We start from the raw sequence: 21,317 nt of genomic DNA, 5'->3' as shown, positions 1-21,317 counted from the left end.
CATGCGCTAGAATGGGCTTGAATCCAGAATAAGGGAAGGGATCTGAGGCCTTGCAGACTGAAGTGTTCCAGCGCGGCGCCGTCGGCCGGATGCGTATCCACGTACTGCCGACCACCCGATTCAAAACCTTTTCGTTGTCGCTGTTCGCGGGCGTGCCGCTTAACGAATCGCGCGTCACGCCGGTTGCGCTCGCGCCGTTCGTCCTTCGTCGCGGCACCCGCTCCTATCCGGAGACGATCCAATTCCGCGAACGTCTCGACGAGCTTTACGGCGCAGGCTTCGGCTTCGATATTTACAAGCGGGGCGACTACCAGATCGTTCAATTTCGCCTCGATATCATTAACGACGCATTCGTTTCCTCGCGCCAATCGCTGCTGGAGGAAGCGCTCCGTTTTCTTGGAGAGGCATTGACGGAGCCTGCGCTTGAAGGCAGCGCATTCAGCTCCAAGTACGTCGAATCGGAAAAAACGACCGTGCAAAAACGCATCGAGTCCATTATTAACGATAAAATCCGCTATGCGGCGGAGCGCTGCCTCGAGGAGATGTGCAGAAACGAGCCATACAGGCTGCTCGCGCTCGGCCGCAAGGAAGAGCTGCCGCAAATTACGCCGGCTTCCTTGTACGAAAGCTACCGCAAATGGCTGGACGAAGCGGTGTTCGACCTGTACGTGTCCGGCGACACTTCGCTTGAGCAGGTGTCAGCGTGGGCGGGGCAGTACTTCAAGCTCCCGGACGGACAGCCGGGCGCTTATCGGCCGGCCGAGATTAGGACGGCATCGGAGGAACCGCGGACGATCGTGGAGCGGCTCGATGTCGGTCAAGGCAAGCTCAATCTCGGACTTCGGACCGGCGTCGCCTACTCCGACGACCGATACCCCGACCTGCTCGTATACAACGGCATTCTGGGCGCATTTCCGCATTCCAAGCTGTTCATTCACGTGCGCGAAAAAGCCAGTCTCGCTTACTACGCCTCGTCGCGTCTAGATGGCCATAAAGGTTTGCTCACGATTCAGTCCGGCATCGAGATCGCCAATTACGAACGGGCGCTGGAAATCATCCGTCAGCAGCTTGAGCAGATGCGCGCAGGCAACATCGAAGAGCAGGAGCTCTCCAAGACGAAGGCGATGCTCGTCAATCAGCTTCGCGAAATTCAGGACTCGGCCTTCGAGCGGATCGCTTTCGATTATAACGGCGTCGTCTCGGGCAAGCAGCGCAGCGCGGACGAATTGATCGCGGCGATCGAGTCCGTGACGGCAGACCGCGCAGCCGCGGTCGCGGCGGGCGTCGGACTGGATACGATCTACTTCCTGCGCGACCTGAAGGAGGAGGCGGCCCATGTCCAAGCTTGATTATCCGAAGCTGCAGGAGACGCTGTACCATGAGGTGCTGGATAACGGACTCGAAGTTTTCGTGCTGCCAAAGCCCGGTTTCACGAAAACGTACGCGACCTTTACGACCAAATACGGCTCGGTAGACAATCATTTCCGGCCCGATGGGCAAGAAGCGCGGGCCGTGCCGGACGGCATCGCCCACTTTCTGGAGCACAAAATGTTCGAGGAGCCCGAGGGCGACGTCTTTTCCCGCTTCGCCGAGCAGGGCGCATCCGCGAATGCGTTCACGAGCTTCGACCGGACGTCCTATTTGTTTTCCACGGCGGGAGACCCGCTCGAGAGCTTGGATACGCTGCTCGATTTCGTTCAGAACCCGTACTTCACGGACGAGAACGTGGAAAAAGAGAAAGGCATTATCGTCCAGGAGATCAATATGTACAAGGACAATGCCGATTGGCGCGTCTATTTCGGCTTGATCGAGGCGCTCTATGCCAAGCATCCCGTGCATATCGACATCGCCGGCACGGAGGCATCCGTCCGTTCGATTTCGAAGGAGCAGCTTTACGACTGCTACCGAACCTTTTATCATCCGTCCAATATGACCTTGTTCGTCGTTGGAGGGATAGACCCGCAGGAAACGCTTGAGCGCGTTCGGCGCAACCAGGGGCGCAAGACGTTCCCGCCTGGCGGAGAAATCGAACGGCTGTTCGAAACCGAACCGTCCGCCGTGCGGGAGGAACGCCGCGTCGTGAAGCTGCCGGTATCGCTGCCCAAATGCATGATCGGCTTCAAGGAATCCGGTCCGTTTCCGGAAGGAGAAGAAGGCATTCGCAGAGAACTCGCGACGAAGCTGATGCTTGACGTTTTAATCGGCTCGAGTTCTCCGGCTTATCAGCGTCTGTATGACGACAACCTAATCTCGGACAGCTTCGGACACGAATATAACACGGGCCCCGGCTATGCGTTCACGGTAATCGGCGGGGATACCCGCGATCCCGACGAATTGCTCAAGCGCGTCGTAACCGCGATCGACGAAGCGATCCGGAGCGGACTGCCGCAGGCGTCGTTCGAACGGACCCGTGCCAAAAAAATCGGCGCTTATCTTCGCATGCTAAACAGTCCCGAAGCGATCGCAGGCGAATTTACCCGTTATCGCTTCAAGGGCGGAGATCTGTTCGACGTCGTGCGCCTGTACGAGAGCATCACGCTTGACGACGTTCACGAGCGTCTTCGTACGCTGGCGGATACCGAACGCAGATCGGTCTGCATCGTCAGGTCGGACGCCGAGTGACGATTGAAGGACAAGGGTCAAGCGCGCGCACGGCGCCTTATTGCGCGCTTGTCACCGGCGCTTCGCGGGGCATCGGCGCAGCGGTCGCGCGCAGGCTGGCCCGGGAAGGCGTCGGCGTGATCGTGCACTATCACCGCTCGCGCGAGCTGGCTCAAGCCGTAGCGGCGGACTGTCTGGCGCTCGGAGCGCCGTTCGCGGAGGCGGCGGGCGCCGACGTCCGGTCAAGCGCGGACATTGCCGCGCTCAAGACCGGTCTCGAGCAGGCAGGGCGCATGCCCGACATTCTGGTGCATGCGGCCGGAACGGCGCATTACGGCCTGCTGGAGGATCTGGAGGAGGACGAGTGGGACGACATTCAGCACGTCCACCTCAAAGCCGCCTACGGCCTGGCCAAGCGCTTCGGACCGACGATGTCGTGGCGGCGGCACGGCCGGATCGTGCACGTCAGCAGCGTCTGGGGCGTCGTCGGCGCTGCCGGCGAAGCCGCCTATTCCGCGGCCAAAGGCGGCCTGAACGGCTTGACCAAAGCGCTGGCGCGGGAGATGGCATTCGCCGGCGTGACGGTGAATGCCGTTGCGCCCGGACTCGTGGACACGGACATGCTGGCGGAGCTGGACGCCTCGGAGCAAGAGCAGCTTCGCGAGGAGGTCCCGATGAAGCGTTTCGCGGATCCCGGCGAAGTAGCGGAGCTGATTCGTTTTTTGACGCTTGGCGATGCCGGATATATCACGGGGCAGGTCATAGGGCTTTCCGGCGGCTGGCGAATGTAACGAAGCTGCGATTCGAATAAAGCAATGCGGCAGGGGACATCCTATCCATGCATTGATCCCACCCATCAAGGAGGATGTCGGATGTCTACCGTGCTGAGCAACTTTGAGTCCTGGAAAAAATTTCTGGGCGACCGGATCGAGGCCGCGAAGGACTTGGGGATCGGCGAAGACGCGATTGCCAAGCTCGCGTACGAGATCGGCGAATTCCTGGACAACAAGGTCGACCCGAAAAACGAAGAGCAGCGCGTCCTGAAGGAGCTTTGGGACGTAGGCGACGAGTCCGAGCGCAAGACGATGGCCGCGCTTATGGTCAAGCTCGCCAAGCATAGCTGAGCTGGACGACGGACATGAAGGAAGGCTCTGCCGATCGATGGCGGAGCCTTCCTTATTGCTGTTCGCGGCTGTGCGGGGGGGAACGTCTTTAGAAGGAACGCAATGGGCTTGTATAGGACTTTAGTAGGAATCTTTTGCTGGCTTTTGCAGGAGCGGGTCCACCGTTGTAGAATGAAGTTTGAAGGAATCGGCGACGAGGTGTCTAATGAATACGAAACAGTGGTATATGGAATATAAGATACATAAAAACCGTCCGGGTCTGCTCGGGGACATCGCGTCCCTGCTCGGCATGCTTGAAGTGAACATTCTGACCATCAACGGCGTCGAAGACCGGACACGGGGAATGCTGCTGCAGACCGACGACGACGAAAAGATCGAGCTGCTCGGCAAAATGCTGGCCAAGGTCGAAAATATTTCGATCGTGACGCTGCGTCCGCCGCGGCTGACGGATATTCTGGCCGTCCGTCACGGAAGATATATCGAGAGAGACTCCGACGACCGCAAGACGTTCCGCTTCACGCGGGACGAGCTGGGGTTGCTGGTCGATTTTCTCGGCGAGCTCTTCAAGCAGGACGGCAATCAAACGATCGGGCTGCGCGGCATGCCGCGCGTCGGCAAGACCGAATCGATCATCGCTGGTAGCGTATGCGCGAACAAGCGCTGGGCGTTCGTGTCTTCGACGCTGCTTCGCCAGACGGTTCGCAGCCAGCTCTCCGAAGAGGAAATGAACCCGCACAATGTGTTCATCATCGACGGCATCGTGAGCACGATCCGCTCGAACGACAAGCATTACAACTTGCTGCAGGACATTATGGCGATGCCTTCCACGAAGGTGATCGAGCATCCCGACATTTTCGTCCGCGAATCGGTCTTTGACTACGACGTATTCGACTGCATCATCGAACTGCGCAATACGCCTGACGAGGAGATCACGTACGAGAACTTCACGACCGCGGGACTGGACGGCGGTTTTTGACGAATCGAGCAAACTGTAATGGAAACGGCAGGAGGTGAAGTTTGTGTCAGATCTGGGATTGCTGCTTCGCAAGGCGAGGGAGCAACGGGGGTATACCCTCGACGACATCCAGGAAATTACGAAGATACGCAAACGTTACCTTGAAGCCATCGAATCCGGCGATTACAAAGTGCTTCCTGGATCGTTTTATGTTCGCGCCTTCGTGAAAACGTATGCCGAAACGGTGGGCCTGGACGCCGAAGAGGTGCTGCGTCTCTATCACAAGGAGCTTCCGAAGGCCCAGGCGTCCGAGACGGGCGCGCCGGAGCCTTATATCCAACCGAAAAGCCGAAGAGTGCAGCACAACGACCGGGTCGGCAAAGTGGTCGTCACCTCGTTGATGTGGCTGTTCCCTATATTGATCGCAGTCGTGATCTACGTCTATTACGCGAACAATAAGACGGAGACGAACAAGCCGTCCGAGACGACGCCTCCGCCGTCGCTGACCACGGAGACCGCGTTGCCTTCATCCGCGGCCACGCCGACGCCTACTGCGACCCCGACGCCTACGCCCACGCCGCCGCAGACGACGGTCACGTTCCGCGAGAAAAAGAACAGCCGTTATTATTTCGACGTCTCTCCTGCGGGCAATCACGTAATGAAAATTACGTTCCCGGGCGGCAAGAGCTGGGTAGGGGTGAACGAAAACAACTCTTCCGGCAAGTCGATTTACGGGAAAACGCCGGAGCAAAGCGAGGTCCTGACGTTCGAGCTTGGCGAGACGCCGCTGTACGTGAATCTGGGCTTCGCCAAAGGCGCGCTCATCGAGATCGACGGCATCGCCGTCGACGACGAGGACGTTCCGGGCCGCAGAAGATTCATTTTTACGGTGACGGACGGCGCGGGCGGATCCGCATCCCCGACGCCTTGACCTCTGTCGGCGAATATTCCCGATTCCAGCGAGACAGGCTAGTGTAAGCAACGAATACGCTAGCTTGGAGGTTGTGACGCATGGCAATCAGTTGGATCGTGGTCGCAATCGGCGTCGTCGTCAGCCTGCTGGGGTGGTTGATGACGCCGAGCGCCTGGGGGTACGGCATTTTAGGCTTCGGGCTCGCATGGATCGCGCTGGGCTTGCTCGATCTGTTCCGAGAGCCCGCCCGCGGCAGATAGTCCGAACCGAGAAGAGAATGAGCGCGAAAAAGCACTCATTCTTTTTTTTGCAGCTTCGTTGCCTGCGTCTGTCCGCCGTCTTGGAAACCCCGCTTCATTTCGTTTATAATGTACACAATCGAAGATAAGGAAAGGAAGACTACATATGGCATCCGAATATTCGTTCGACATCGTCTCCAAGGTTGAGCTCCAAGAAGTGAGCAATGCCGTACAACAGGCTGTTAAAGAAATCGAGACCCGCTTCGACTTCAAGGGGAGCAAGAGCAGCATCGCGCTCGAAGGCGAGGCGTTGACGGTAGCGTCGGACGACGAGTACCGGCTGAAGAGCGTCATCGATATTTTGCAGAGCAAGCTGATCAAGCGCGGCGTACCGATTCGCAATATGGATTATGGCAAGATCGAGCCCGCGTCCGGCAGCACGGTTCGCCAGAATATCAAGCTCAAGCAGGGCGTCGATCAAGAAAATGCAAAAAAAATCAATATTCTGATTCGGGATTCGAAGATCAAGGTAAAAAGCCAGATCCAAGGCGATCAGCTTCGCGTGACGGGCAAAAGCAAAGACGATCTGCAAGCGATCATGTCGCTCTTGAAGGGCGCCGAGCTGCCGCTCGAGCTGCAGTTTACGAACTATCGCTAAGGTCGCATGCGCAATTCGTCAAATTTTGACACTGCGGCGAAGCTTCATTTATACTGACTTGAACATTTAATCTGGCGAAAAACCTGGGGGAAGTCATTCATGGTAGAGACAGTCCGCGGAACATGGCTCCGCAACCCGCACCGTACCGCGCCTCGCCGCGGCCGGCATGACGAAGGGAAGGTGTCCGCATGAATCTGGCGAACCGAATCACGCTCGTACGCATCTTCCTCGTGCCGATCATGACCTTTTTCCTACTGATCAAGCTGGACGTGTCTCCGCTCACCATCGGGACCTATTCGATTTCCTACAATCAGGTGTTTGCGCTGCTCTTGTTCATCATCGCGGCGAGCACGGACGGTCTTGACGGGTACATCGCCCGCAAGCACAAGATCGTCACGAACCTCGGCAAGCTGCTAGATCCGCTCGCGGACAAGCTGCTGGTGGCGGCCGTCCTGATTTCTCTCGTCGAGATGGGCAAGCTGGACGCATGGGTGGCCATCGTCATTATCAGCCGCGAATGGGCGGTAACGGGCTTGCGCCAGGTTGCCTTGCTCGAAGGCGCCGTACTTGCCGCCAGCAAATGGGGCAAATGGAAAACCGCCATCCAGATCGCGATGATCATCGTGCTTCTGTTGAACAACTTCCCGTTCACTTACCTGCACTTCCCGCTCGATACGATCGCCGTCTGGGCCGCAGCAGCCATCACGGTATACTCCGGCGTCGATTATTTCGTTAAAAACAAAAATTTGATCCCGCTGTCCGATCCACCGGCCGGCGAAGGCAAGGGAGGACGCCCGGGCGCATGAGAGCGGAGATAATCGCGGTCGGCACGGAGTTGCTGCTCGGCCAGATCGTCAACACCAACGCGCAGTTTTTGTCGCAGCGGCTCGCGGATCTCGGTATCGACGTATACTTCCAGACGGTCGTCGGGGACAATGCGGACCGTCTGAAGCAAGCGATCGCCGTTGCCGAGACCAGGGCCGACCTCGTTCTTTTTACCGGCGGTCTTGGACCGACGATGGACGACCTGACGCGCGATGCGCTGGCCGCCCATCTGGGCGTCGGCATCGACATGCATGAGCCTTCGCTCGCCAAGATCGAAGCGATGTTCGCCGGCAGGGCGCCTTCGCTCATCGAGATCAACCGCCGCCAGGCGATGCTCGTGGAGGGCGCTTCGCCGCTCCGCAACGACGCCGGCCTGGCCGTCGGCAGCGCGCTCACGGCGAACGGCACGCATTATATGCTGCTGCCGGGACCGCCGCGCGAGATGAAGCCGATGTTCCTGAACGACGGCAGCGCCTGGCTGAAGGAAAAGCTCGGCGATGCAGATTCGCTGCATTCGGCTATGCTTCGCTTCTGCGGGATCGGCGAGTCCGCGCTTGAAGAGCTCTACAAGGACTTGATCGAGGCGCAGCGCGATCCGACGCTCGCCACCTACGCCAAGGAAGGCGAAGTCACGCTGCGCGTGTCCACGAAGGCGGCGACGGCCGAAGAGGCGCTCGCCAGACTGGAGCCGACGCTTCAGGAGATTCGCAGGCGCGGAGAGCGGTATCTGTATTCGGAGAGCGACGTGGCGCTCGAAGCCGAGGTCATTCGGCTGCTCGCGGAGCAGCGGCGGACGATCTCCTGCGCGGAGAGCTGCACCGGCGGCTTGATCGCGACGCTGCTCACGACGATACCAGGCAGCGCGGACGCTTTTCTGGGCGGCGTGGTGAGCTACAGCAATCCTGTCAAGCGGGACCTGCTGGGCGTCGACCAGGCGCTGCTGGAGGGCGAAGGCGCGCCAGGGGCCGTCAGCGAGGAAACCGCGAAAGCGATGGCCGACGGCGTGCGCAGCGCGACCGATACGGATCTGGCATTGTCGGTTACGGGCGTGGCGGGACCCGCGTCCTCCGAAGGCAAGCCCGTCGGGCTCGTCTACATCGGGATCTCCGAACGCGGCAAACCTGTCCGCGCAGAGAAGCTTCAGCTCCAAGGAGACCGCGAAGGCATCCGGATCAGGGCCGCTAAGCGGGCGTTGTACTTGGCTTGGCTAAGGTTGACCGGCAAGGATTGAGGGCGGGCGCTGCCAAGTTCCGCTGTTCGGTTAACGGGCATGCGAAGTTTTGTTAGACAAGGTACAGGCTTGCGCGGGCTGTCGAATTATGATAGATTGTAAAGGAAAGTTGCGGAAGAACCGTAGCGAAGAATACTTTGCTACGGTTCTTTTTTGGAAGTTTTTCGAACAAATGTTCGTAAAAAGCTTGGCAAACGGTTTATAAAAAGTTATAATATAACTATCAAATGATAAGGATGTGGGTGTGTTGTCCGATCGTCGCGCCGCATTAGAGATGGCATTGCGCCAGATTGAAAAGCAATTCGGCAAGGGTTCGATTATGAAGCTGGGAGAGCAAGCCAACCTCCAAGTCGAGACATACTCCAGCGGAGCGCTGGCTTTGGATATCGCCCTCGGAATCGGCGGATTCCCGCGGGGCCGGATTATTGAAGTATACGGACCGGAGTCCTCCGGTAAGACGACCGTCGCCCTGCATGCGATCGCCGAGGTGCAAAGATCCGGCGGACAAGCCGCCTTTATCGACGCAGAGCATGCGCTCGATCCGATGTACGCACGCAACCTGGGCGTCAACATCGACGAACTGCTGCTGAGCCAGCCGGATACCGGCGAGCAGGCGCTGGAGATCGCAGAAGCGCTCGTACGCAGCGGCGCGGTAGATATCGTTGTCGTGGACTCGGTCGCGGCGCTGGTGCCGAAGGCGGAGATCGAAGGCGACATGGGCGACTCGTTTGTCGGCCTGCAGGCCCGACTGATGTCGCAGGCGATGCGCAAGCTGTCCGGCGCCATCAGCAAGTCGAAGTCGATCGCGGTCTTCATCAATCAGCTTCGCGAGAAAGTCGGCGTCATGTTCGGCAATCCCGAGACGACGCCGGGCGGCCGCGCGCTCAAGTTCTATGCCAGCGTACGTCTGGACGTACGCCGTATCGAGTCGATCAAGCAAGGCAATGACATCGTGGGCAACCGGACGCGCATCAAGGTCGTGAAGAACAAGGTCGCTCCGCCGTTCAAACAAGCGGAAGTCGACATCATGTACGGCGAAGGCATTTCGCGCGAAGGCAGCATCATCGATATCGGCGTCGAGCTGGATATCGTACAGAAGAGCGGCGCATGGTTCTCCTACAATGGCGAGCGTTTGGGACAGGGCCGGGAAAATTCCAAGCAGTTCCTGAAAGATCATGCGGATCTGTGCGGACAGATCGAACGGCAAATCCGCGAAGCCACGCTGAACGAAGTGGCCGTGGCGGCTCGTACGAGCGCCGCGGAGCAGGATGAGGACGAGGAAGAACCGGACTTCGAGAACGAATAATAGGTACAGCTTGAGGGCGTCCGCAGCCGCGGATGCCCTTTTGGACATATGCGGCTTCAGTTTGGCAGCAATGAAAGGCGAGGAGGTTGACCGGCGATGGTCAGAAAAAAAACAGAGCCGAATCCGGCCGACAGCATCGTAGATATTTCGGACGAGCGGGAGTGGGAGCGGTCCCGCACGCAGCGCGCTACTGCGCCGCACCGTTATTCAAAGGAAGAATCGAAGGAAGAGGCAACCGGAGAAGCGGACGCTGCGTCTTCGGGACCGGCAGCCGCCGTCATCGTAGCGGTGGAGGCCGACGCGAAGCGGCCCGCCATGTACAAGCTTGCGATTGCGGTGGATGGCCAGACGGAGCAGGCGCTGATCAGCGTTCACGAGGACACGCTTGTCGCCTGGCGGCTTCTTAAGGACCGGCGGCTGTCACCCGAGGAGTGGGAAATGCTCCGCAAGGAGCAAGAAAAAGAAGAAGCCTATCGCTCGGCGCTTTACATGCTCGATTTTAAAGCCCGCACGCAAGCGGAGCTGCGGCGAGGACTGAAGCGCAAGGGTTATGCCGCCGAAGCGATCGACGGCTGTCTGGAACGGCTCGCGAGACAAGGATACGTGAACGACGCCGTGTTCGCGCAGCGCTTCGCAGAGCAGCGCGTGACGGGACAAAAGAAAGGGAGCCGTCTGGTCCGTCAGGAGCTCATGCAGCGCGGCGTCGACAAGCGGGAGATCGACGAAGCGATCAAGGGCCTCGACGAAGAGGCGGAGCGGAGCTCCGCGCTGGCGCTGGCCATGAAGCGCTGGCCGTCCGTCAAAGGCAAGAGCGAGCGGGAGCGGCAAATGAAGCTGATGAACATGCTTCTGCGCAGGGGGTTTCCCGGCGCCGCGGCCCGCGAAGCCGTGCGCCAAGCCTCAGCTTCGGCAGCCGAAGCTGACGAATGGGATACGCCCGAGGAGCCCTACGACGAGGATGGTCTGGAATAATGCGCTTCAGGCGCGAAGCAGGCTCGTTTTTTGCCGTCCGAACAGGCAGTTCAGGCTTTCAGCAATCTGCGATAGGCGGCTCCAGCCGCGCGTAATCGTCCAAGGCGGCAAGCGGGGGAGGGGACGTCCCTGCATTGCTTGACAATCCATTTTCACAAAAGATACAATGAGTGAGTATTCCATCATCGCGCTACCGATTCTTTTTCCTTCCAAAAAACGATTCGGATAGTGAATTTTCGACGATTTACACGAGATTACGGAACGGTTCTGAAACCGGAGCACAATTAAATAGGTGTCCCAAGATTTGCCTTGGTGATACAACGAGGAGGTGAAGACCATGGAGTCATGGATCTGGGTCTTGATCTTAATCGTTGTTGGCGTGCTTTTCTTTGGGATCGGTTATGTTGTACGCAAGTCCATTGCGGAAGCTAAAATATCCAGCGCTGAAGAGGCGGCCAGGCAGATCGTAGAGAATGCCAAGAAAGAGGCCGACGCTCTCCGCAAGGAAACGGTACTGGAAGCCAAAGACGAGGTGCACAAGCTCCGGAACGAAGCGGAACGCGATATTAGAGAGCGCCGCAACGAGGTTCAGCGGCAGGAACGCCGGCTGGTTCAGAAGGAAGAATCGCTGGACCGCAAGCTGGAGCAGCTGGAACGCAAGGAGGAGCAAGTCGCCAACAAAGAGAAACGGATCGAAGAGACCCAAGAACAGATCGAGACGCTTCATAAGCAGCAGATAACGGAGCTCGAGCGCATCTCCAACCTGACGATGGAAGACGCCAAGCAGCTGATTCTGTCCACGGTCGAGCAGGAAGTGCGTCACGAGACCGCTCAACTGATCAAAGACATCGAGCAACAGGCGAAGGAAGAAGGCGACAAGCGCGCCCGCGATATCATCTCGCTCGCGATTCAGCGCTGCGCCGCGGATCACGTGGCGGAGACGACGGTATCCGTCGTAACGCTGCCGAACGAAGAGATGAAGGGGCGGATCATCGGCCGGGAAGGCCGCAACATCCGTGCGCTGGAGACGCTCACCGGCATCGATCTTATTATCGACGATACGCCGGAGGCCGTTATCCTGTCGGGCTTCGACCCGATCCGTCGCGAGATTGCCCGTACCGCGCTCGAGAAGCTCGTCGCCGACGGACGCATCCACCCCGCCCGCATCGAGGAGATGGTGGAGAAGTCCCGTCGCGAAGTGGACGAGCGGATCCGCGAATACGGAGAGCAAGCGACGTTCGAGGTGGGCGTTCACGGTCTCCATCCGGACCTCATCAAGATTCTCGGTCGCCTGAAGTTCCGTACGAGTTACGGCCAGAATGTGCTTAAGCATTCGATGGAGGTCGCGTATCTGACCGGACTGATGGCAGCCGAGCTCGGAGAGGACATTTCTCTCGCCAAACGCGCCGGCTTGCTGCATGATATCGGCAAGGCGCTCGACCACGAAGTGGAAGGTTCGCATGTCGAGATCGGCGTAGAATTGGCGAAGAAATACAAGGAGCATCCGGTCGTCATCAACAGTATCGCGTCCCACCACGGCGACGTGGAGGCGACTTCGGTCATCGCGATGCTGGTCGGCGCGGCCGACGCGCTAAGCGCAGCCCGTCCGGGCGCGCGCCGCGAGACGCTCGAGACGTATATTCGCAGGCTGGAGAAGCTGGAAGCCATCTCGGAGTCGTTCGAGGGCGTCGAGAAGTCGTACGCCATTCAGGCTGGACGCGAGGTTCGCGTCATGGTACAGCCGGAGAAGGTCGACGACGGCGAGGCATTCAGACTCGCGCGGGATATCACGAAGAAGATCGAGAGCGAACTCGATTATCCGGGACATATTAAGGTCACGGTCATTCGGGAGACGCGAGCGGTCGAATACGCCAAGTAACAGCAAGGCTATACCGGGGAGTGGCCGCCACGATTGGCGGCCATTTCTCCGTTTTCGGACCAACGGGAAATGACAGTGAAAGACAGAAAGGTGGATGACATGAAAGTCGTCTTTATCGGAGATATCGTCGGCCAAGTCGGCCGGGATACCGTCAAGCGGCTGCTGCCGTGGCTTAAGGATAAGTATCAGCCGCATGTCGTCATCGCCAACGGCGAGAATGCCGCAGGGGGACGGGGCATCAATGCCGCGATTACGCGCGAGCTGTTCTCGGCCGGCGTGCAGGGCATCACCATGGGCAACCATACGTGGGATAATCGGGAAATCTTCGAATTTATCGACGACGAAGCCCGGATGGTCCGCCCGGCCAATCTGCCGCCGGGAACCCCGGGCCGCGGGTATACGATCATCAAGAGCGGCAGCCGGGAGCTGGCTATCGTCAACTTGATCGGTCGCACCTTCCTGCCGCCTTCCGATTGCCCGTTCCGCAAGGCGGATGAGATCGTGGACGAGCTCAGGCGCAAGACGAAGTGCATCCTCGTAGACTTCCATGCCGAAGCGACCAGCGAGAAAATCGCGATGGGCTGGCATCTTGACGGACGCGCCTCGGTCGTGCTCGGCACGCATACGCATGTGCAGACGAACGACGACCGGATCTTGCCGGAGGGCACCGCGTACGTGACGGATGCCGGGATGACCGGGCCGCGCGACGGCGTGCTCGGCATGGAGCGTGAGAGCGTGCTGCGCAAATTCATCACCGGCATGCCTACGCGGTTCCAGGTTGCCGAGACGAAGTGGCATCTGAACGGACTGTTCGTCGACATCGACGAAGCGACGGGCAAAGCCGTCAGCGTTCGTACGATTCGCGTGGACGAGGATAGCTGGATTCCGGCATAAGTAAGGAATTCGTCGTCATCGTTAGGAGCCGCACCCCAGGGTGCGGTTTTTCGTGTCGGAAAATGTTTTGCAATTCCTTGGATCATGAAAAGCTGAAAATTTCAGAATAATTTGAAATTTGATTGCGCCACCAATCCGGGCGGGCAGGAATTAATCGCCGGAATCCCGAATATGATCGGTTAGTGAGCCCATCCTTAACCCCAAGGAGGAACTGGTCATGGATGTATTAAAGGTATCGGCAAAATCGAACCCAAACTCCGTTGCAGGCGCATTGGCAGGGGTGCTACGTGAGCGTGGAGGGGCTGAGCTGCAGGCAATCGGCGCCGGCGCGCTGAATCAGGCGGTCAAGGCGGTGGCAATCGCGAGAGGTTTTGTCGCGCCGAGCGGCGTCGATTTGATTTGTATACCGGCATTTACGGATATCGTCATCGACGGGGAGGACCGAACGGCTATCAAGCTCATCGTCGAGCCCAGATAACCCGCGGGAAGCGACCGACCGATAGGAACATTGGACCTGCCATCGCATGGTGCGGATGCCGCGGAGCTTGCCGCGCTGCTCGCTTCTCGCGTGACCGCAGGTTTTTTTGTTGTTCCCGGAAAACGAGAGGGGGAGACGCATGCGAATCGCGGATCTGCATTGCGACGCACTCAGCAAGCTAGATCGCGACCCGAAGCTTACGTGGGACGGTCCGTCCGGCAGCGGGCTGGATGTGACCGCCGAGGGTCTTGCGAACGGAAATGTCGGCCTTCAGGCCTTTGCGATCTGGGTGCCGGCAGGAACGGCTAAAACGCCTGAAAGCGCACTGCGCCAAGCGGAGCTGTTGCACGAGAAAATATTGTCGGCGCCGGGCATGCGGCTCGTGAAGAGCCGCGCCGACGTGGATGCCGTACTCGGGCCGGACGCGGCGGAAAGAGGAGCGCTGCTCACGCTGGAGGGCGCGGATGCGCTGCGCGGAGAGCGATGGGCGCTGCGGCTGCTTCATCGGCTCGGGCTCCGAATGCTCGGACTTACCTGGAATGAGGCCAACTGGGCTTGCGACGGTATTATGGAACCGAGAGGGGCCGGGTTAACAAAGGAAGGGCGCAGTCTTGTCGCGGAGTGCGAGGCGCTCGGCATTCTGATTGATGTGTCCCATATATCCGAAAAGGGCTTCTGGGAAACGGCGGAGCTCGCGAGAAAGCCTTTTTTGGCATCGCACGCCAATGCCCGCGCGCAATGTCCGCATCCGCGCAACTTGACGGACGACCAGATTCGCGCGCTCGTCTCCGCAAACGGCCTGATCGGAATTACGTTCGTGCCGTTTTTTCTGCAGGCGCTGAGACCGGCCGGCATCGACGACGTGCTGCGGCATGTCGACCATATCTGCGCGCTTGGCGGAGCGAACCATATTGCGTTCGGCTCTGACTTTGACGGCATCGATACCTATACGCTCGGACTCGCCGGACCGGGCGATTATTCGGCGCTAACCGACGCGCTGCTGGCTCGCCATGCCGAGCCGCTCGTCCGCGGATGGATGTCCGGAAACGCGCGGCGCTTTTTGACGGAAAACCTTAAATAAAGGCGTGAGTCGCATCGTTTGTATAGGAGAAGTTGTGACAAAATTGAAAATTAATATCGCGTCAAATGAGCTGAAACTATTGCAATTTAACATAACGAATCATAAAATTTATTAGATCAACATTTGTATAAGATCAAAATCCGTTTTGTATATAGCACAATCGTCAAGTTTTGCCATTATCGATACCAGTGAATTAAAGCATGAGGAGATGGAAGCATTGATCGATCAACTTTCTTGGAAAATAGGCGGCCAACAAGGGGAGGGCGTCGAAAGTACGGACCGTATTTTCTCGACGGCGCTTAACCGGCTCGGCTATTATCTATACGGCTATCGTCACTTCTCCTCCCGGATCAAGGGCGGCCACACGAACAACAAAATTCGGATCAGCACGCATCCGATCCGGGCGATCTCGGACGATCTGGACATTCTCGTCGCGTTCGACCAGGAGAGCATCGATCTGAACGCCATAGAGCTCCGTGCGGGAGGAGTTATCGTCGCGGATGCCAAGTTCTCGCCGGTCGTGCCGGAGGGCGTAGACGCCCAGTTGTTCGCGGTGCCGATCACGGCGATCGCCGAAGAGCTTGGTACATCGCTAATGAAGAACATGGTCGCGTCCGGCGCGTCATGGGCGCTGCTCGGCCTCCCGATCGAGGTGTTCAACCGGGCGGTGGAGGAGGAGTTCGGACGCAAGGGCGCGGCCGTCGTCGAGAAAAACGTGGAGGCCGTACGGCGCGGCGCCGAGTTCGTGCTCGAGCAGGCCGGCGGACCTATCGAAGCGTTTAAGCTGGCGGAAGCCGACGGCAAGCAGAAGCTGTTCATGATCGGCAACGAAGCGATGGGGCTCGGCTCCGTCGCGGCCGGATGCCGCTTGATGTCCGCCTATCCGATCACGCCGGCGTCCGAAGTCATGGAGTACCTGATCAAGAAGCTGCCGAAGTTCGGCGGCACCGTCGTACAGACGGAGGACGAGATCGCGGCGGTCACGATGGCGATCGGCGCCAACTACGGCGGCGTGCGTACGATGACGGCTTCGGCCGGCCCCGGCCTGTCGCTCATGATGGAGGCGATCGGCCTGTCGGGCATGACCGAGACGCCGCTCGTCATCATCGACACGCAGCGCGGCGGCCCTTCGACCGGCTTGCCGACGAAGCAGGAGCAATCCGATATCAACGCGCTGATCTACGGCACGCACGGCGAGATTCCGAAGGTCGTCATCGCGCCGAGCACGATCGAGGAATGCTTCTACGACATGATCGAAGCGTTTAATATCGCCGAGGAGTTCCAGGTGCCGGTTATCGTGGCGACCGACCTGCAGCTGTCGCTCGGCAAGCAATCGTGCGAGCCGCTCGACTACAAGCGCATCGAGATCAAGCGCGGCAAGCTTATTCCGCTCGAGCAGGAGCTGGCGCCTACGGAGCCGAACAAGCTGTTCAAACGTTACGAATTCACCGAGGACGGCGTCTCGCCCCGCGTGCTGCCGGGCGCGAAGCATGGCATTCACCATGTGACCGGCGTCGAGCATGACGAGGAAGGCCGCCCGTCCGAGAGCGCGGTCAACCGCCGCAAGATGATGGACAAGAGACTGAACAAGCTGAGCGCGCTGCGCATTGCCGATGCCGTCAAACCGGACGGGCCGAGCGAGCCGGCCGATCTGCTCATCGTGTCGATGGGCTCTACGGGCGGCACGATTAATGAAGCGCAGGATCGCCTGACGCAAGCGGGCATCGCGACGAACCACGTGACGGTGCGCCAGATGCACCCGTTCCCGAGCGATCTGCTGGCGCCTTACCTGGAGAGTGCAAGCAAGGTCGTCGTGCTCGAGAACAACGCGACGGGCCAATTGGCCAACCTGATCAAGCAAAACGTCGGACATCACGATAAAATCGTGAATCTGCTCAAATACGACGGCACGCCGTTCCTTCCTTCCGAAGTCTACCAAGCTTGCAAGGAGCTGAAGCTGTAATGGCTACATTCAAGGAATTCCGCAACAACGTCAAGCCGAACTGGTGTCCCGGCTGCGGGGACTTCACCGTGCAGGCTTCAATTCAGCGTGCTGCCGCGAACGTGGGCCTCGAGCCCGAGCAGCTCGCCGTCATTTCGGGTATCGGCTGCTCCGGCCGGATCTCGGGCTACATCAATGCGTACGGACTGCACGGCATTCACGGCCGCGCGCTGCCGATCGCCCAAGGCGTCAAGCTCGCGAACCGCGAGCTGACCGTCATCGCGTCCGGCGGCGACGGGGACGGCTTCGCGATCGGCATGGGCCATACGGTGCATGCGATCCGCCGCAACCTGGACATCACCTACATCGTCATGGACAATCAGATCTACGGTCTGACCAAGGGCCAAACGTCGCCGCGCAGCGCGGAAGGCTTCAAGACAAAGTCGACGCCGGAAGGCTCGATCGAGACGACGCTGTCGCCGCTAGAGATCGCGCTGTCCGCAGGCGCGACGTTCGTCGCCCAGTCGTTTTCCAGCGACCTGAAGCAGCTGACCTCGCTCATTGAGCAGGCGATTCAGCATAAAGGCTTTTCGCTAATCAACGTATTCTCGCCTTGCGTAACGTTCAATAAAGTCAACACCTACGATTGGTTTAAAGAGAACATCGTGAACCTAGAGCAGTTCCCCGATTACGATCCGAGCAACCGCATCGCGGCGATGACGAAGATCATGGAGACGGGCGGCATGCTGACGGGCCTGATCTATCAGGACACGACGCGCAAATCGTACGAGGATATGGCGGTGGGCTTCAAGCCAGAAGCGCTTGCGAAGCAGGATCTGACGCTTCCTCAAGCGGAGTTCGACAAGCTGCTCGCGGAGTTTAGATAACATACGCAAGCCCCATCATAGCGGCAGTTCGGGACATGGAATCCGGTCCCGGCTGCCGCTATTTTTAGTTTTGTCGCGTACACACGAAGGACACAAGGGTACGATAAGGTTATAGACGTACCGGATGGCCGGGCAGAGACGGGGGCAAGGGGCGATGAAGCGAACGATTCTGCTGGCGGAAGACGATGCGCTTATGCGAGAGTTTATAACGGATTATTTCATCAAGGAACGTTGGGATGTGCTCGAGGCGGAGAACGGGCGAACGGCGCTGGAATTGTTCGAGCAACACGCCGTCGACCTGGTCGTGCTCGATCTTATGATGCCGGAAATGGACGGCTGGACGGCATGCAGGCGCATCCGGGAGAAGTCGGACGTGCCGGTCATCATCATCACGGCCCGCGCGGAGGACGACGACCAGATTCTGGGATACGAGCTGGGTGCGGACGAGTACGTGACGAAGCCGCTGAGCCCGCGCGTGTTGGTGGCCCGGGCCGCGGCGCTCATGCGCCGGACCGAAGGAACGGTCGGGCGGGACGGCGAGCTGCTCATATTCGGCGATCTGACGATCGACAGAAACGCACATGCTGCAAACGTGGCAGGCGAGCCGCTTTCACTTTCGCCCAAGGAGTTCGAGCTGCTCGCGTTTCTCGCGAAACACGAAGGCAAGGTGCTCGCCCGCGAATATATTTTGGATTCGGTATGGGGCTACGAATACGACGGAGATCCGCGCACGGTGGATACTCATATCAAAAAACTGCGTGCCAAGCTCGGTCATGAAGGCAGGCTGATCGCCACCGTCATTCGTTTGGGGTATAAGTTCGAGAGGGAATCATGAGAAAAAACAGCGTCGTTTTGAAGCTGTTTGCGGTGACTGCGGCTCTCATCGTTCTCGTATTCGTGCTCCTGTTCCTGGCGCAAAGCCTGTTTTTCGAACGGTTTTATCGAACGGCCAAAAATGACGTAATCGAAAAAAGCATGACGGCGTTCGCCGGCGAATACCGGCTGGCCGAACGGGCAAGAGCGGGAAGCGGGTCGCGGCTGCTTGGCGAATTCATGAACCGAAACGACGCCAGCCTCGCTTTGCTGGACGACCGGTTCGAGCAAGTTTCCGTCAATCCTTATTTTTTGGAGCTGCGGGCCGACGGCAAAACGGTCACCGTGCCGCTCGCGAGCGAAGGGATGACGGCGGACGCGCTGCCGCAAGGCCTGAAGGTCGGGGATCCGCTGACGGTCGACGGCATTTATATGGACGAGGAAGATACGATTATGCAGCCGGTCGCCATCGGAGAGCGGGGACGCGAGTTGGAGGAAGGACTCGTCAGGGTAAAAGGGACGATCACGGACCTCATGGTTCCCGAGCGCCGTTCTTACAATCCTTTCTATCAGGATCTGCAAGTGAAAGAGGCGCTCTCGTCCTGGCTGACCGACGCGGAGCAGGCTTCGATCCGGACGATGGACGGGGGCATCGCGCAGACGGAATGGACCGATCCATGGAGCGGCGTCCATTATGCAGCCCTTCTGAAGCCGTTGGCGCCGGCAAGCGGAGACGTCCGATATTTGTTCGCCATGACTTCACTTCAGCCGGTCGGCGAAGCGGTCCATATGCTGAAGCGTTATATCGTTTTTTTAGCGCCGGTCGTATTGGTCCTGGGACTGGTGTTGTCCTGGATATATTCGAGAATGGTCTCGCGCCCGCTCCTCAGATTGACCCGCTCGGCGACGCGGCTCTCGGCGCTCGACTTTGCGGGTCACGAAGAGCTTCGGTCGAAGGACGAATTCGGCGAGCTGTCGCGCCGCATGACCGCGATGTCGCGGAATCTGGAGTCGGCACTCGCGGAGCTTAGAAGCGCGAACGCACAGCTACAGCGGGACGTCAAGGAAAAAGAGCGGTCCGAGCGTCTGCGCAAGGAACTGGTCGCGAACATTTCCCACGAGCTCAAGACGCCGCTGGGCATCGTGAAGGGCTTTGCCGAGGGGCTGCAGGACGGCGTTGCCGCCGACAAACGTGAGCGGTACCTGTCCCTGATCGTGTCGGAGACGGACCGGATGAACGCGCTCATTATGGATATGCTGGAGCTGTCCCGTTTCGAGGTGAGCGCCGTTCAATTGCAGCGGGAAGCGATATACTTGACGGCTTTGATTCGAAAAGCGCTGCGGTCGTTCTCCGGTCAGATCGAGGAAAAGTCGCTGCGCCTGGAAACGGAAGCGAATGGGGAGTGGCTGGTTAGAGCGGACCCGAAGCGGATCGAGCAGGTGCTGATGAATTTATTGAGCAATGCGATCCGGCACGCTGGAGAAGGCGGCACGCTCGCCATTGAAGTGAAGCGGACGAAGCTGGGCCAAATTAGAACGACCATCGAAAACGAGGGGCCACGCATCGCCGAAGCGGATCTGGAACGGATTTGGGAGCAATTTTACCGGGCCGAGCGGTCGCGAGACCGCAAATCCGGCGGGACGGGCCTGGGCCTTGCCATCGTGAATCATATCCTGACGCTTCATGAGAGCGAATTCGGCGTCCGCAACACGGCGCGAGGCGTTGCATTTTACTTTACCTTAAACGAAATCTTAAACGAAACCTTAGAAGAAAGCGGAGGAGATCGACATGAACCGTAAAAAATGGATGTATGCCGCTATAGTAGCCGCCCTGCTGACGATGAGCGCCTGCGGCGAAAAAACGAATACAGGCGCGCAGGCTTCGGCAGGCTCTTCTTCGACGGCCGCTCAGGCGAGCCCATCGCCAACCGCGAGTGTGTCCCTGCCGGCATCGCCTTCCGCGAGCGCCTCGACCGAAGCGCCGGCTTCATCTCCGGCAGCCTCGACCGCGAACGGGACGGAGGCGGCCGCTTCCGAGGAACCGGCGGACCAGAAGATTCTGATCGTCATCGATCAGACGCAAAAGCCGATCGAGGGCAACAGCTTCGACTTTTTCGTAAAGCAGCTTCCGACCGGGTATATGCTGTCCGAGATGAGCTGGATGTCCGGCGATACGAAAATCGTCAATACGCTGCAGGACGCGATCGCGCACGGCGGCAACGGCGAGGACGGATTTTACATCAGCGGCGACGGCCAGTTCATGGGTTTCTTCTACCCGGACAAGATGAAGGGGCAGGAGGGCGAGGTCAGCTTCCTGTTCAAGGACGACAACGGAAAGGAAAAGTCCTGGACGAAAAAAATCACGTTGAAATGAGGCTTCGGTCAAATAAACCTGTTCGAAGGGGATAAAGCCTGATTCGGGCGGCTGCATATGATGACAGGGGAGCGTGCGTGCGACATGCGGCGTTTTCGGATGTTGGATGAGCCGAAAAGCCTGCATTTGTACAGGTATCTTCTGT

The 21,317-nt window shown here is 58.9% G+C and carries 21 protein-coding genes; all 21 read left to right on the top strand.

Annotation, left to right across the window (positions count from 1 at the left end; all coding sequences use genetic code 11):
* The first annotated feature begins 50 nt into the window (after nucleotides 1-50).
* The 21 genes from yfmF to ACFOTD_RS00405 all read left to right on the top strand — a co-directional run bounded on the left by yfmF (nucleotide 51) and on the right by ACFOTD_RS00405 (nucleotide 21,172).
* The gene (gene yfmF, locus ACFOTD_RS00505) at nucleotides 51-1,349 is read left to right on the top strand and encodes an EF-P 5-aminopentanol modification-associated protein YfmF (protein ID WP_378114742.1); all 1,299 of its coding nucleotides are present in this window, start codon (nucleotides 51-53) and stop codon (nucleotides 1,347-1,349) included.
* Nucleotides 1,336-2,622: an EF-P 5-aminopentanol modification-associated protein YfmH gene (gene yfmH / locus ACFOTD_RS00500; protein WP_378114741.1), complete on the top strand. Its 1,287-nt coding sequence runs from the start codon at nucleotides 1,336-1,338 to the stop codon at nucleotides 2,620-2,622. Before yfmF ends, yfmH begins: the two co-directional genes overlap by 14 nt.
* Nucleotides 2,619-3,392 carry an elongation factor P 5-aminopentanone reductase gene (gene ymfI / locus ACFOTD_RS00495; RefSeq protein WP_378114740.1) on the top strand — a complete coding sequence of 258 codons (774 nt, stop codon included), beginning with the start codon at nucleotides 2,619-2,621 and terminating at the stop codon, nucleotides 3,390-3,392. The genes yfmH and ymfI overlap by 4 nt, the downstream gene beginning before the upstream one ends.
* A gap of 81 nt (nucleotides 3,393-3,473) precedes the next feature.
* The gene (locus ACFOTD_RS00490) at nucleotides 3,474-3,725 is read left to right on the top strand and encodes a DUF3243 domain-containing protein (protein WP_090115780.1); all 252 of its coding nucleotides are present in this window, start codon (nucleotides 3,474-3,476) and stop codon (nucleotides 3,723-3,725) included.
* Nucleotides 3,726-3,930: 205 nt separating this feature from the next.
* On the top strand, nucleotides 3,931-4,701 hold the full coding sequence (locus ACFOTD_RS00485; protein WP_378114739.1) for a DUF3388 domain-containing protein: 771 nt from the start codon (nucleotides 3,931-3,933) through the stop codon (nucleotides 4,699-4,701).
* 43 nt (nucleotides 4,702-4,744) lie between these two features.
* Nucleotides 4,745-5,611, top strand: coding sequence for a helix-turn-helix domain-containing protein (locus ACFOTD_RS00480; protein ID WP_378114738.1), 867 nt, complete (start codon nucleotides 4,745-4,747; stop codon nucleotides 5,609-5,611).
* Nucleotides 5,612-5,691: 80 nt separating this feature from the next.
* Nucleotides 5,692-5,853 (top strand): hypothetical protein, encoded by a 162-nt coding sequence (locus tag ACFOTD_RS00475; protein ID WP_378114737.1) that lies wholly within the window; start codon nucleotides 5,692-5,694, stop codon nucleotides 5,851-5,853.
* 145 nt (nucleotides 5,854-5,998) lie between these two features.
* Complete coding sequence (locus ACFOTD_RS00470; RefSeq protein WP_378114736.1) at nucleotides 5,999-6,490, top strand: YajQ family cyclic di-GMP-binding protein; 492 nt, start codon at nucleotides 5,999-6,001, stop codon at nucleotides 6,488-6,490.
* 188 nt (nucleotides 6,491-6,678) lie between these two features.
* Nucleotides 6,679-7,296 carry a CDP-diacylglycerol--glycerol-3-phosphate 3-phosphatidyltransferase gene (gene pgsA, locus ACFOTD_RS00465; protein ID WP_378114735.1) on the top strand — a complete coding sequence of 206 codons (618 nt, stop codon included), beginning with the start codon at nucleotides 6,679-6,681 and terminating at the stop codon, nucleotides 7,294-7,296.
* Complete coding sequence (locus ACFOTD_RS00460; RefSeq protein ID WP_378114734.1) at nucleotides 7,293-8,546, top strand: competence/damage-inducible protein A; 1,254 nt, start codon at nucleotides 7,293-7,295, stop codon at nucleotides 8,544-8,546. The genes pgsA and ACFOTD_RS00460 overlap by 4 nt, the downstream gene beginning before the upstream one ends.
* A 247-nt stretch (nucleotides 8,547-8,793) precedes the next feature.
* Nucleotides 8,794-9,852, top strand: coding sequence for a recombinase RecA (gene recA, locus ACFOTD_RS00455; RefSeq protein ID WP_378114733.1), 1,059 nt, complete (start codon nucleotides 8,794-8,796; stop codon nucleotides 9,850-9,852).
* 96 nt (nucleotides 9,853-9,948) lie between these two features.
* Nucleotides 9,949-10,824, top strand: a complete 876-nt coding sequence (locus ACFOTD_RS00450; RefSeq protein WP_378114732.1) for a regulatory protein RecX — start codon at nucleotides 9,949-9,951, stop codon at nucleotides 10,822-10,824.
* Nucleotides 10,825-11,161: 337 nt separating this feature from the next.
* Nucleotides 11,162-12,703 (top strand): ribonuclease Y, encoded by a 1,542-nt coding sequence (rny, locus tag ACFOTD_RS00445; protein ID WP_378114731.1) that lies wholly within the window; start codon nucleotides 11,162-11,164, stop codon nucleotides 12,701-12,703.
* A 99-nt stretch (nucleotides 12,704-12,802) separates the two neighbouring features.
* Nucleotides 12,803-13,597, top strand: coding sequence for a TIGR00282 family metallophosphoesterase (locus tag ACFOTD_RS00440; RefSeq protein ID WP_378114730.1), 795 nt, complete (start codon nucleotides 12,803-12,805; stop codon nucleotides 13,595-13,597).
* A 217-nt stretch (nucleotides 13,598-13,814) separates the two neighbouring features.
* Nucleotides 13,815-14,075 (top strand): stage V sporulation protein S, encoded by a 261-nt coding sequence (locus ACFOTD_RS00435; RefSeq protein WP_044877525.1) that lies wholly within the window; start codon nucleotides 13,815-13,817, stop codon nucleotides 14,073-14,075.
* A gap of 139 nt (nucleotides 14,076-14,214) precedes the next feature.
* Entirely contained in the window at nucleotides 14,215-15,156 is a 942-nt protein-coding gene (locus tag ACFOTD_RS00430) for a dipeptidase (RefSeq protein ID WP_378114729.1), read from the top strand.
* A 217-nt stretch (nucleotides 15,157-15,373) separates the two neighbouring features.
* On the top strand, nucleotides 15,374-17,119 hold the full coding sequence (locus tag ACFOTD_RS00425) for a 2-oxoacid:acceptor oxidoreductase subunit alpha (protein WP_378114728.1): 1,746 nt from the start codon (nucleotides 15,374-15,376) through the stop codon (nucleotides 17,117-17,119).
* The gene (locus ACFOTD_RS00420) at nucleotides 17,119-17,985 is read left to right on the top strand and encodes a 2-oxoacid:ferredoxin oxidoreductase subunit beta (RefSeq protein WP_378114727.1); all 867 of its coding nucleotides are present in this window, start codon (nucleotides 17,119-17,121) and stop codon (nucleotides 17,983-17,985) included. Before ACFOTD_RS00425 ends, ACFOTD_RS00420 begins: the two co-directional genes overlap by 1 nt.
* Nucleotides 17,986-18,139: 154 nt before the next feature.
* On the top strand, nucleotides 18,140-18,820 hold the full coding sequence (locus ACFOTD_RS00415) for a response regulator transcription factor (protein WP_378114726.1): 681 nt from the start codon (nucleotides 18,140-18,142) through the stop codon (nucleotides 18,818-18,820).
* Complete coding sequence (locus ACFOTD_RS00410) at nucleotides 18,817-20,598, top strand: sensor histidine kinase (RefSeq protein ID WP_378114725.1); 1,782 nt, start codon at nucleotides 18,817-18,819, stop codon at nucleotides 20,596-20,598. Before ACFOTD_RS00415 ends, ACFOTD_RS00410 begins: the two co-directional genes overlap by 4 nt.
* On the top strand, nucleotides 20,588-21,172 hold the full coding sequence (locus ACFOTD_RS00405; protein ID WP_378114724.1) for a hypothetical protein: 585 nt from the start codon (nucleotides 20,588-20,590) through the stop codon (nucleotides 21,170-21,172). The genes ACFOTD_RS00410 and ACFOTD_RS00405 overlap by 11 nt, the downstream gene beginning before the upstream one ends.
* Nucleotides 21,173-21,317 lie beyond the last annotated feature (145 nt).

The organism is Cohnella sp. GCM10012308 (assembly GCF_042649185.1).
GTDB lineage: Bacteria > Bacillota > Bacilli > Paenibacillales > Paenibacillaceae > Cohnella.
Note: the sequence above shows the minus strand (reverse complement) of the source record. Positions and strands in the feature narration are given on the sequence as shown.

Bases quoted from the DNA above. Each gene is read 5' to 3' on its own strand.
- yfmH (WP_378114741.1), top strand. From the start codon at position 1,336: ATGTCCAAGCTTGATTATCCGAAGCTGCAGGAGACGCTGTACCATGAG.
- ACFOTD_RS00490 (WP_090115780.1), top strand. From the start codon at position 3,474: ATGTCTACCGTGCTGAGCAACTTTGAGTCCTGGAAAAAATTTCTGGGC.
- ACFOTD_RS00485 (WP_378114739.1), top strand. From the start codon at position 3,931: ATGAATACGAAACAGTGGTATATGGAATATAAGATACATAAAAACCGT.
- ACFOTD_RS00475 (WP_378114737.1), top strand. From the start codon at position 5,692: ATGGCAATCAGTTGGATCGTGGTCGCAATCGGCGTCGTCGTCAGCCTG.
- ACFOTD_RS00470 (WP_378114736.1), top strand. From the start codon at position 5,999: ATGGCATCCGAATATTCGTTCGACATCGTCTCCAAGGTTGAGCTCCAA.
- pgsA (WP_378114735.1), top strand. From the start codon at position 6,679: ATGAATCTGGCGAACCGAATCACGCTCGTACGCATCTTCCTCGTGCCG.
- ACFOTD_RS00460 (WP_378114734.1), top strand. From the start codon at position 7,293: ATGAGAGCGGAGATAATCGCGGTCGGCACGGAGTTGCTGCTCGGCCAG.
- ACFOTD_RS00450 (WP_378114732.1), top strand. From the start codon at position 9,949: ATGGTCAGAAAAAAAACAGAGCCGAATCCGGCCGACAGCATCGTAGAT.
- rny (WP_378114731.1), top strand. From the start codon at position 11,162: ATGGAGTCATGGATCTGGGTCTTGATCTTAATCGTTGTTGGCGTGCTT.
- ACFOTD_RS00440 (WP_378114730.1), top strand. From the start codon at position 12,803: ATGAAAGTCGTCTTTATCGGAGATATCGTCGGCCAAGTCGGCCGGGAT.
- ACFOTD_RS00435 (WP_044877525.1), top strand. From the start codon at position 13,815: ATGGATGTATTAAAGGTATCGGCAAAATCGAACCCAAACTCCGTTGCA.
- ACFOTD_RS00430 (WP_378114729.1), top strand. From the start codon at position 14,215: ATGCGAATCGCGGATCTGCATTGCGACGCACTCAGCAAGCTAGATCGC.
- ACFOTD_RS00420 (WP_378114727.1), top strand. From the start codon at position 17,119: ATGGCTACATTCAAGGAATTCCGCAACAACGTCAAGCCGAACTGGTGT.
- ACFOTD_RS00415 (WP_378114726.1), top strand. From the start codon at position 18,140: ATGAAGCGAACGATTCTGCTGGCGGAAGACGATGCGCTTATGCGAGAG.
- ACFOTD_RS00410 (WP_378114725.1), top strand. From the start codon at position 18,817: ATGAGAAAAAACAGCGTCGTTTTGAAGCTGTTTGCGGTGACTGCGGCT.
- ACFOTD_RS00405 (WP_378114724.1), top strand. From the start codon at position 20,588: ATGAACCGTAAAAAATGGATGTATGCCGCTATAGTAGCCGCCCTGCTG.